We start from the raw sequence: 11,036 nt of genomic DNA on the forward strand, positions 1-11,036 counted from the left end.
GCAAGATGCGCTGGCTGCCCTTCTCCACGACTGCCCTCGACAACCTTAGAACTTATAGGTTGCCGACAAGCTGACCACATCCCCTGAGGATTCAGCCTCGCCATCCAACTGCGCCCCACCGAGACGATCAACGTTCTTGGTCTTCAGGTTGACCTTCTGCACGAATTGGTGCGAGTACGCGGCATCCACCGACAGGCCAGGAACCGCCTTGATGTCATAACCGGCACCAAAGGCCAGGAAGTAACGGTCACCGTCCGGAATTCGCGGGTCCCGGGTGGAGTTGCGGGTAGGTGTCTGGTCGTAAGCCACACCAGCGCGCAGGGTGAGTTCGTCGGTGGCTTTGTAGTCGCCGCCAATCGAGGTCATCCAGGCGTTTTTGTAGTTGTAGGGAATGGCAACAATGGTGGTGCCTTGGGACTTGAGCGTCAGGTCCTGGAAGGAAGACCATTCAGTCCAGGTGGCACTCACCCCCAACGTCCAGCGGTCGTTGAACTGGTGAACCCAGTCAATCGACGCGGTCGCCGGGATATCCAGTTGGGTACTGGCGTGGGCACCGTCCGGGAACAGCTTGAGACCCGGGTAGGCGATTTCAACCAGGGTTTCGCCGTTTGGACCGATCGGATTGGTCATCGCGTTACGGCCGATGGCATCGGTGTAGATATTGTATTTGCCGGTCATCTTGTTTTTGATCTTGGCGTGATAGTTCAAGCCAAGTGTGTCTTGCAGCGTCGGCTTCCAAACCACGCCACCAAACCAGCCCACAGAGATGTTATCGACTTTCACACGCATCAAGGAATGCCCCAGCCCCGTGGGGAACCCTGAGCCTCCCAGCCCAGGAGAAACATCCGCAGCGGCCAGCAAATCAATGTTCTGGCTAACAAACCCTTGACTGCGCTGGACGATGGCACCACCACCGACCGAGAACTGATCATTCACCTTGAACGACAGGGAGCCGGTCAGACCAATGGTCTCGATTTTGGTATCGACCGCGAAATCCCGCAGTTTTGAATCTTCGTTCCAGGTGGTTTTCATACCCTGCGGTACGACTTGGCTGAGACCAAAGGCGAAACGGTCGCCCATGGGAATCACCAGAAAGCCGGTTGGCAGCCAAGCAGTGAAGCCGCCTTGCCCGCCATTATTATTGTTAAGGGCCGGGTCGCCTGTATTGCCCAGGTCATCCAGTACGGGCGTATTGGTCACCGGGTTGCCCGCGTAGTCATAGGCCTGGCCGCTGTATTTGATCTTGACCCGAGCGTAGTCAACGGTCTGTTGCGCGATGGTTGAATCTATAAAGGCCATGGCTGCCGGGTTGTTGTACGCGGCACTGGGGTCATTTTTGAACAGTGAACCGCCACCAAACGCACGACCCCATCCAGGCGCGCCGTAGGTCGGTGTGGAGAACCCACCCGCCTGGACTTGCCCCGCGGTCATCAAGCCCCCCAACAGGGCCAGTCCCAGTAACGTGTGAGCGTGTTGTTTCTTATTGTTCATGCGGCACTCCTTATTATTATTTACACCCGGCCCCTGCCGGTGGGTCGTATAACCACAGAACGTCTTTCAAAGAACGCCTGTCCTGGAACGGTGTATCGGTATTCAGGGATTGCGGGTGAGCGAACCGGTCAGCGTGGCGTTCAACGACACCAGGGTGCAGTGGCCATTCATGGCTTGACGGGTTGCGCTCAACACGTGGGTCCTGTTCTCCCCGACGGACTCAGACCACAGGTCATCGGGGCTTGAAAGTATCCAACCGGCTCCACCGGTGGTTTCCCCAACCGGTGCCTCACACGAGGCACCGGTCTTTGAACGGGGTGATCAGCCCTTTACGGAGTCGCGCTTACGGGTTAACGGTCAGCGTTGGGGCAACAACACTCAGCGAAACCACGGTGCAGTTGCCGGTCAGCGCCTGATTGGCTGCCGACAGCGTTTTGGTGCCTGGCGTCCAGGTCACAGCGATGGTGGTTGGGCCGCAGTTGGTGGCCGGGATCGAGGTGATCTTGTAGCCGACGTTGGTGACGCTACCCGTGGTACCCGTTGCAGCCGTCAGTACCCAAGGCAGGTTGGTCAGCGTTGGCAGGCCACACAGACCGCCACCGGTCAGGGATGCACCGTTGATCGAGGCCACGCCACCGCTAACGTTGCCGGTAAAGGTGATGCCGCAGGTCACGGCGGCACCGAAGGACGAAGGCGACTTCACGACGATGGTGCCGGCGCTGGTCGAGAACGGACCATCCGGTGAGATGGAGGCCGCACTTGCCATGGAAGCTGCGCCGAAGCACATTGCGAAAGAAGTTGCACAAACGAGGGTTTTCAAGCTTTTCATTGTTTTTCCTCACATGTTATGGCGAGTCGTTTCGCCAGGGGTAATGGCCATGATCGAGAGGTCACGGTGAATCTGCAGAACTTCCCTTTCCAGCCAAATTTCAATTCAATTACCGCTACAACGCCTAACTGTTACTCAACAACTTTGAAAGTCGGCGGCATCTTGATCGACACCGTTTTAATCGTGCAGTCTTCGCCGATAGGCACATTGGCAGCCTCTAACTTGCCCGTGGCGTTATCCCACGTGCCATCGGCGGTAGAAGGCCCGCATTTTCCGCCCAAGCCAAAGGCGTGCACATCCACGGCGATCTTCGACATCGAGCCGCTCTTGGTATCTTTCGCCACCAATACCCACGGCAAGTTGATCGCTTCCACCCGGCTGCACTTGAGGCCGCCGTCGAACTCGACTTTATCGACGTTCACAGACGAGCCATCCGCCGCCACCTTGCCGGCGACCTTGATGGTGCAGTCCGCGCTGATCAGCGCGCCCTTGGAAAAGCTGATGGGGCCCTGAGCAGTAAACGCGCTGCCGGCGGGTTCGATACGGGCGGCCTGGGCCTGGTGGTAAACGATCAGGCCCAGGGCGGCCAATACAATGTGCGTGGTGAACTTGGCAGGATTTTGCATGGTGTACGTCCTTCCCTTAATTTTATTTTTGTTCGGGTCAAACAACTTTCTTGCAACTAAGCCGTACTCGAAACCGGTAAAGCCTGGGCGATGAAAACCTGCGCGATACACAGATCCCGAGTACGTCCTACGACTGACCGCTTACGTTAGAAGGGTTTGGTGGTGTTGCTGTACTTCTCCATGTACTTCAAACGTTGTGAAGGTTGAAGATTGGTCAGGGTAATATCCCCGGCATAATGATTAAGGACTCGGTGGTCCATGCGTCGTCGCCACAAGTACGGCACGTAAGCCCAGACAATCATGCTGGCATAGCCGTATGGCAGTTGCGGCGATTCATCAAAGTGACGCAGGGATTGATAACTTCTGGTTGGATTGGCGTGATGGTCGGAGTGCCGCTGCAGTTGGAACAGAAAGATATTGGTCACAATCCGATTGCTGTTCCACGAATGCCGGGGCGAGCAGCGTTCATAACGCCCGTTCGGCAACTTCTGGCGCTTCAGGCCGTAGTGTTCAACGTAGTTCACCACTTCCAGCAGCGAGAAGCCGTAGATGCCCTGGATGATCAGGAACGGAATCACTGCCGCACCGAGCCAGGCGATCATCGCGCCCCACAACACCACGCTGTACATCCAGGCGCTGAGCACGGCGTTCTTCCAGTGCCAGGCCGGCAGGCCGAGTTTGCGCAGGCGTTCACGTTCCAGGTTCCATGCCGAGCGGGCGCTGAACCAGACCGAGCGCGGCAGGAAGGCCCAGAAGCTCTCCCCCAACCGCGAACTGGCCGGATCTTCCGGGGTGGCAACGCGTACGTGGTGGCCACGGTTGTGTTCGGTATAGAAGTGCCCGTAGAAGGTCGGTGCCAGGGTGATCTTGGCCAGGATGACTTCCAGCAGGCGCGGTTTGTGCCCCAGCTCATGGGCGGTGTTGATGGCGATGCCGGTGGCGGCGCCAGTGGACATCGCCATGCCCAGGTAGGTGAACCAGCTGATTTCGCCGTGCAGTTGGGTGCGGGCCGTGATGTATGCGGCAGTTTTAGCCAGCCAGCTCGACGGGTCCAGCGCAGCGGTGGCGTGCAGCAGACCGCCGCTGATGATCCAGTCGATCCCGCCTGCCGCCAGCCACCCGGTGACCAGCACCGAGGCGATGACAAACAGCACGCCGGTGTAGACGATCCAGCGGTAGTAGCTTTGGGATTCGAGGTTGCTGACGGCGGATTCCGGCGGGTTGCTGACGTCTTCACCCAGCAGGCCGTCGATCAATGGGATCAGGCCGAAGATCACCAGAACGCCAACCCACCACAGTTGTTGCACACCGGTGGTGATGGCCAGGGCGCCTGAGAGCAAGGGGGTTGCCAGGGGCATGATGCCGAGCCACCACAGGTGGCGCTTGGCGTCGGTCCAGACGTTCGGGGCGGCCAGGGTCTGATTCATGGCAACCTCCGTACGAGGCAGGTAGGCAGGGAGCAAAAATCAACACTGAACAGGTACACGGAGCGATGACTGCTCCGAGAATTCAACCATGCGATAAAAGGCGTTTTTTTCATTATTTTATTCGCTCTTAGGCATTTCAAAAATTATTTCAAATTAGACATTGAAATATTTTTTTAAATAAATAGCGCGGAATCGTTAGGTCGTCAACTAAATTCTTGAACCCTTATGAACGTGACCGGGCAGTCTCTTTTTCAGCCGATTGGTCAGGTGTCTAGGGCAAGCATTGACGGGGTCGAACCGTGAGTTCAGTCGCACAACTATTTACTCACCACGGCAAACGACGGATGCACCACCGTGGCGCTTTCCGGGGGCCGGACACGCTTGGCCACCTGCTCGACCACGGCCGCCACACGCTCTGTAGCGGTAATCGGCAGCATATGCCCACGCCCTTCCACCAACTGCAGCTTCAGGCCCGGCACCAGGCTGGCCAGGGCCTGGCCGTGTTTGCGGAAGTTCAACACCTTGTCTTGCGCGCCATAGATCAGTCCGATGGGCAGCGTCAGTCGCGGGTAGCGCTTGACCATGTCCGGCAGGAAATCGTTGACCAGGTTGATCTCGGTGGAGGCGGCATAGAAGTTGTCGGGGCGCATGCCCAGCAAGCCACCGCCGCGAGTGGCGAAGTCTTCCGGGGCGGGGTCGGGGGCGAACACGCCTTTGACCACCGAGCCTTTGGTCAGCAGGCCGATGGGCAGGGTCAGGGTGTGCGACATAAAGCGTCGCAGCCATCCCGGACGTATCGCCAACGACATAAACACCAGCGGCAGCAAGCGCTGGGGATGGGTGAGCGGCGCCACCAGGATCAATCCGGACACCGCGTGGGGATGGTCCAGCGCCAGGGCCAGGGAAATCGCCCCGCCAAGGGAATGCCCCAGCACCAGCGGTTTATCCAGGTCCAGGGTCTTGATAAAGCTGGCGACTTGCCGGGCCTGGCCAGGCAGGTCGGCGGCCGTCCCGGCACGCCGGGTGGAATAGCCCGAACCCGGACGATCCAGGGTGATCACCCGAAAGTGCTCACGCAACTGGGCCGACAAGGCATACGTCAGGTTGCGACTGCTGCCCATCAGCCCGTGGATCATCACCAACGGCGGGCCCTTGCCCTCGTCTACATAATGAAAGCGCTCGCCATTGATCTCCAGAAAGCGCCCGTTGATCGGAACAGCCGCTTCTATACGCCGTGTCATCCGGGCACTGAAGCCCCACAACACTACGCTTAACCCTACAAACACACCCGCAGCGACAACCCACTCGACAGCCATAGCTCGGTCCTCTGCATCCCTGCGTTGCTGGCGGCCCGACCGGAATTGGTCAAGACCTCAGCCATCGTCCACACCCTGGACCTAACTGCGTGCGTAAAAGCCCTCGTCCGTCGGATAAGTCGCACTTGAGGAACTGGGTCGTAGCCTAGACGAAATTTTCAGGTAGATTATTTAAAATCTTTTTTAAAATAATAAATTCAATTTTTCTTTGCAATGGTGTTCTATCTAAAAGCCAAAACAAAAACAAGGAGCACATCCGATGTCGAAACCCGTAAGGCGCCACTGGCCCACGAGGGACAGCCTATGAATGCCCATGACACCGTCGACATCGCCATCATCGGTTCCGGATTTGCCGGGCTGTGCATGGCGATCAAACTCAAGGAAGCCGGGTTCAACGACTTCTTTATTGCCGAGCAGGCCGATGCCCTCGGCGGCACCTGGCGGGACAACCACTACCCTGGCTGCGCCTGCGACGTGCAATCCCATGTCTATTCGTTTTCCTTTGCACCCAACCCGGACTGGACGCGGCAATTCGCGCCCCAGGCGGAGATCCGCGCCTACCTGGAACAGTGCGCCCAACGCTTCGAGCTGGCGCCGTTCCTGCGCTTTGGCATGGGGCTGGAGAAGGCAGTGTTTGATGAGGCGCAACAGCGCTGGAGCCTGAGTTTCAGCAATGGCCGCCAGGTCAGCGCGCGGGTGCTGGTGTCCGGGATGGGTGGCTTGTCGCGCCCGGCGCTGCCGGACATTCCCGGCCTGGACAGCTTCAAGGGCAAGCGCTTCCACTCCCAGCAGTGGGACCACGAGTATTCGTTGAAGGGCAAACGCGTGGCGGTGATCGGCACCGGCGCCAGTGCCATTCAGTTCGTGCCGCAGATTGCGCCGCAGGTGGCCCATCTGGACCTGTTCCAGCGCACCCCACCGTGGATCATGCCCAAACCCGACCGGCCGATTTCACGCGTCGAGCGCTGGGCTTTCAAGCATCTGCCCTTCACTCAGCGCCTGGTGCGCGGTGCGTACTATTGGGCGCTGGAAGGCCGCGTCGTGGGCTTTGCCCTGCACCCGCGCCTGATGAAAATGGTGCAGAAAATCGCGGTGCGCCACCTGCACAAACAAGTGGCCCGCCCTTCCCTGCGCAAGACCCTGACGCCGGACTACACCATCGGCTGCAAGCGCGTGCTGATCTCCAACGACTACTACCCGGCACTGTCGCGCAGCAATGTGCAGGTGGTGACCGACAACGTGCTGCGCATCGAGGCCGATGGGGTGATCACCGCCGACGGCATCAAGCACCCGGCCGATTGCATCATCTTCGGCACCGGCTTCCAGGCCACCGATCCCCTGCCCCGGGACTGCATCATCGGCCGCCACGGCATCGACCTGATGGACACCTGGCAAGACGGCGCCCACGCGTACCTGGGTACCACAGTGCCGGGCTACCCGAACCTGTTCCTGATCGTCGGCCCCAACACCGGGCTGGGGCATAACTCGATGATTTTGATGATCGAGGCCCAGGTCACCTACATCCTCGATGCCTTGCGCCAAATGCAGCGCCATCGCATCGCCACGGTGGACGTCAAGCCCGTGGTCGAACTCGCCTACAACGCCAGGCTGCAGGACAAACTCAAAAGCACCATCTGGACCACCGGCGGCTGCAAGAGCTGGTACCTGGACCCGCGCACCGGCAAGAACACCACGCTGTGGCCCGGCTCCACCTGGCGTTTCAAGCAGGTCACCCGGCATTTCGCCCTCAAGGACTACGTCGCCAGCCTGGTGCCGGTGCCGTCCACCCCGCGCCCGGCCGCAAATACCCACCCCACCGCAGAAGGGAGCCTGTCATGAAGTCATTCAACGGCCGCGTGGCGGCCATCACCGGCGCGGCGTCAGGCATGGGCCGCGCGTTGGCCCTGACGCTGGCGCGTGAAGGCTGCCACCTGGCGCTGGCGGATAAAAACAGCCAGGGCCTGGAGCAGACCGTCGCGCTGATCAAGGCCCAGGTGCTTGCGCCAGTGCTGGTGACCTCCCAGGTGCTGGACGTTTCCGACCGCCAGGCGGTGGAAGACTGGGCGGCCCGTTGCGCCGCGGAACATGGCCAGATCAATATGATCTTCAACAACGCTGGCGTTGCGCTGTCCAGCACCGTCGAAGGCGTGGATTACACCGACCTGGAGTGGATCGTCGGGATCAACTTCTGGGGCGTGGTCTACGGCACCAAGGCTTTCTTGCCTTACCTCAAGGCCAGCGGCGACGGCCATGTGATCAACACTTCCAGCGTGTTCGGCCTGTTCGCCCAGCCGGGCATGAGCGGCTACAACGCCACCAAGTTCGCCGTGCGCGGCTTTACCGAATCCTTGCGCCAGGAACTCGACCTGCAAAAAAGCGGGGTCTCGGCCACCTGCGTGCACCCCGGCGGGATCCGCACCGACATCTGCCGCAGTAGCCGAATCGACGCCAACATGACCGGCTTTCTGATCCACAGCGAACAGCAGGCCCGAGCCGACTTTGAAAAGCTGTTCATCACCGACGCCGACCAGGCCGCCAAAGTGATCCTGAACGGCGTACGCAAAAACAAACGCCGCGTGCTGATCGGCCGCGACGCCTACTTCCTGGACCTGCTCGCCCGCTGCCTGCCGGCCGCCTATCAAGCGCTGGTGGTGTTCGCCAGCAAACGCATGGCGCCCAAACATCGCAGTGCGCCCTCGCCCGTCCTTGAAACCAACGAAGAGCACCGTCTCTGAACTGGAGTACCGACCATGCTGCCGATTCGCCGCGACCTCCGTTTTGCCCTGCCGGCCGAACGCATCAAGAACTGGCATGAACAAGGCCCGTTCATCACGCACTTTTTCAACGCGCTGTCGTTGCTGTTTCCACAGGGCGAACTGTTCTTCATGGACAGCGTGCGCCACTATCGCCAGCGCATCGAAGACCCGGAACTGAAGAAGGAAATCCAGGGGTTCATCGGCCAGGAAGCCATGCACAGCCGCGAGCACGTGGCCTATAACGACCTGCTGCAAGCCGCCGGGCTGCCCGCGCATACTCTGGATCGCCGGCTGAAGATGATCCTCGACGCGCAAAAGAAGTACATGCCCGCCTCGTTCAATCTGGCGGTGACCATTGCCCTGGAGCATTACACCGCGATGCTCGCGGAAATCCTCCTCAGCGACCCGTCGCGGTTCGGTGATTCGGTCAAGGGTTATCAGCAGATGTGGTACTGGCATGCCCTGGAAGAAACCGAGCACAAGGCGGTGGCCTTTGATGTGTGGAACAGCGTGATCAAGCCAGGGCCCCTGCGTTATTTACTGCGCACCGGCACCATGCTGACCACCACGCTGCTGTTCTGGGTGGTGATCTTTGATTTCCACCTGCGCCTGCTGTTTGCCGACCGGCGTTCAGGCGGGCATTTGAAGGGCTTCTGGCGGATGCTCAAGTTTCTCTATGGGCCCAAGGGTGTGTTTCCGCGTATGGCGTTGCCCTGGTTGCATTACTTCAAGCCCGGGTTTCATCCCTGGGACCACGACAACCGGGCGCGCCTGGCGGGCATTGACCAATTGGTGGAAGAGATCGAGCAGACCCATAAAAGTTATGGGCCCGCCTGAGTCCGCTTAACGCTGGGTCGGGATACGAATGTCGCCATCCCGGCACTGGCTTTTGACGCTGCGCGGGCAGCCGGCGAATGCCAGGTCCTTGGTCAGGCACACCCGCACTTCGGTCAGCACTGCGCCCTTGCAGATCACTGCAAGGCCGTGGTTGCCCATGGCCGGGTTGCTCTCGCGAAACAGCGCTTCAATGTCCCGCGCAGCGAGGCCGCTGGGGACATTGAAGGGTTCCAGCTGCTGCGGGATCTTGACCACGCCCAGCGCCGCGTCGGTCTTGTCCAGATAGGCTGATGCCTCAAGCCCGCTGCAGGTGCCGTGCTTGGCCCATTCGTGCTTGAGCAGCTTGGGCGACGGGAACAACGTCTTGCCCCGAGCATAGTCGGCATCCGACAAGCGCGACTGCGGCGCACAGGACGCCGGCCAGCCACCCTTCGCGTATTGCGGCCACAGCCCATGCAGCACAAACCCGTAGCCCTTGCCCGAACATTGCTGGTCGTCGGGGTGCGTCAGGCAGAAGGTCGGCGACCAGGACAACGACAGCACGTAAAGATCAAACTCCCCGGCCTGCCCCTGGGCCCGCGGCGCTGCCGTCGCGGCACTTGCCAGTACCCACCACAACACAATCCAGGCTGCTTTGATTTTCATCCGTTCATTCCTTAAAAACAGAAAATTGAAGCACTGCTAGACCGCCAGGTTGGGGTTACGTTGTAGCACCCGGTCCATGACCCGATCGGTCTTCAACGCCTCGATCGCCAGCGCCGGGTGTTTGCTCTCGCCGCGAATATGCGCGTTCATCCCGAGTACGTGATGCCACTGGATATGCGCATGATTGGGCACCTCCAGCGCTTCGCTGGTCTCGCCCTCAAGCCGCAACGGCGCCTCATCGAACACCGAGAACGTGATGCGGCCCTTGCTGCCGATCATCTCCACCAAGTCCTCGCGACGGTCCGCGACAAAGTTCCAGCAGCCCATGCCCAACGCGCCCGAGGCGAACGTCCAGCAGGCGGTGACGGCATCTTCGGCGGCATAACGCCCGGCCTGGCGCGCGGTAAACCCGGCCACATCGACGATATCCCCGACCAGGTACTGGAACAGGTCAAAACCGTGGCTGGCCAAGTCGGCAAAATACCCGCCGCCGGCAATCAGCGGGTCGGTGCGCCAGTTGGCACTGCTGGCATCGTCTTCAGACGGCGGCTTGCACAAGGTCCAGGTCAGATGGCGCAACTCGCCGATGCGCCCGTCCTGTAGCCAGTCCCGCACCTGCTGGAAGCGCGGCAGGGAACGCCGGTAATAGGAGACAAACAGGTGCAGCCCGGCCTGCTCGAAGGTGCGTTGCATCAACGCGCTTTGCTCGGCATTCAGCGACATCGGCTTTTCGACGCAGCAATGCTTGCCCGCAGCGGCCACCATCAGGCTGTATTCGAGGTGGCTGTCGGGCGGCGTGGCGATGTAGACCGCGTCCACTTCCGGGTCGTCAATCAGCGCCTGGGCGTCGGTGTAGAACCGGGCAATGCCATGGCGTGCCGCATAATCGCGCACGGCTTCCTCGCGGCGCCCCATCACGGCAACCAGCGCCGAACCTGGCGCTTTGTAGAAGGCGGGTCCACTCTTGAGTTCAGTGACACTGCCACAGCCGATCATGCCCCAGCGTACGGTGTTCATCTGCATCTCCTTCAGGTGAGGTTTTTTCGATGGGGCAGTATCGGTGTTTTCCGGCCCCCTCTCCAGCCTGCCGGATAAAGACTGAGCATGAC

At 60.1% G+C, this 11,036-nt stretch carries 10 protein-coding genes; 3 read left to right on the top strand and 7 right to left on the bottom strand.

Going from position 1 to position 11,036, the window contains the following annotated elements; translation table 11 throughout:
* Nucleotides 1-45 precede the first annotated feature (45 nt).
* The 5 genes from HBJ59_RS13715 to HBJ59_RS13735 form a co-directional block, all read right to left on the bottom strand.
* Nucleotides 46-1,491, bottom strand: a complete 1,446-nt coding sequence (locus tag HBJ59_RS13715) for an outer membrane protein transport protein (protein WP_076016240.1) — start codon at nt 1,489-1,491, stop codon at nt 46-48.
* A 343-nt stretch (nt 1,492-1,834) separates the two neighbouring features.
* Nucleotides 1,835-2,320 (bottom strand): alkane oxidation protein activator PraB, encoded by a 486-nt coding sequence (gene praB, locus HBJ59_RS13720; RefSeq protein ID WP_076016241.1) that lies wholly within the window; start codon nt 2,318-2,320, stop codon nt 1,835-1,837.
* Between the two features lie 131 nt (nt 2,321-2,451).
* On the bottom strand, nt 2,452-2,946 hold the full coding sequence (gene praA, locus HBJ59_RS13725) for an alkane oxidation protein activator PraA (protein WP_017479886.1): 495 nt from the start codon (nt 2,944-2,946) through the stop codon (nt 2,452-2,454).
* A 146-nt stretch (nt 2,947-3,092) separates the two neighbouring features.
* Nucleotides 3,093-4,373: an alkane 1-monooxygenase gene (locus HBJ59_RS13730; RefSeq protein ID WP_167663862.1), complete on the bottom strand. Its 1,281-nt coding sequence runs from the start codon at nt 4,371-4,373 to the stop codon at nt 3,093-3,095.
* Between the two features lie 317 nt (nt 4,374-4,690).
* On the bottom strand, nt 4,691-5,689 hold the full coding sequence (locus tag HBJ59_RS13735) for an alpha/beta fold hydrolase (RefSeq protein ID WP_167663863.1): 999 nt from the start codon (nt 5,687-5,689) through the stop codon (nt 4,691-4,693).
* Nucleotides 5,690-5,992: 303 nt separating this feature from the next.
* Here HBJ59_RS13735 and HBJ59_RS13740 point away from each other — a divergent pair, with 303 nt between their 5' ends.
* Genes HBJ59_RS13740 through HBJ59_RS13750 form a run of 3 tightly spaced genes read left to right on the top strand, consistent with a single transcriptional unit; the run spans nt 5,993 to nt 9,282 of the window.
* Nucleotides 5,993-7,528 (top strand): NAD(P)/FAD-dependent oxidoreductase, encoded by a 1,536-nt coding sequence (locus tag HBJ59_RS13740; RefSeq protein WP_167663864.1) that lies wholly within the window; start codon nt 5,993-5,995, stop codon nt 7,526-7,528.
* Nucleotides 7,525-8,424: an SDR family oxidoreductase gene (locus tag HBJ59_RS13745; RefSeq protein WP_076016245.1), complete on the top strand. Its 900-nt coding sequence runs from the start codon at nt 7,525-7,527 to the stop codon at nt 8,422-8,424. Before HBJ59_RS13740 ends, HBJ59_RS13745 begins: the two co-directional genes overlap by 4 nt.
* A 15-nt stretch (nt 8,425-8,439) precedes the next feature.
* Nucleotides 8,440-9,282, top strand: coding sequence for a metal-dependent hydrolase (locus HBJ59_RS13750; protein ID WP_076016246.1), 843 nt, complete (start codon nt 8,440-8,442; stop codon nt 9,280-9,282).
* 6 nt (nt 9,283-9,288) lie between these two features.
* Here HBJ59_RS13750 and HBJ59_RS13755 read toward each other — a convergent pair whose 3' ends face one another.
* Together HBJ59_RS13755 and HBJ59_RS13760 are read right to left on the bottom strand one after the other, a co-directional pair.
* Entirely contained in the window at nt 9,289-9,927 is a 639-nt protein-coding gene (locus tag HBJ59_RS13755) for a ribonuclease T2 (protein WP_076016247.1), read from the bottom strand.
* Nucleotides 9,928-9,963: 36 nt separating this feature from the next.
* On the bottom strand, nt 9,964-10,944 hold the full coding sequence (locus HBJ59_RS13760) for a Gfo/Idh/MocA family protein (RefSeq protein WP_076016248.1): 981 nt from the start codon (nt 10,942-10,944) through the stop codon (nt 9,964-9,966).
* Nucleotides 10,945-11,036: the final 92 nt, after the last annotated feature.

Origin of the sequence: Pseudomonas sp. AN3A02 (assembly GCF_011765255.1) — a bacterium.
Classification (GTDB): domain Bacteria; phylum Pseudomonadota; class Gammaproteobacteria; order Pseudomonadales; family Pseudomonadaceae; genus Aquipseudomonas.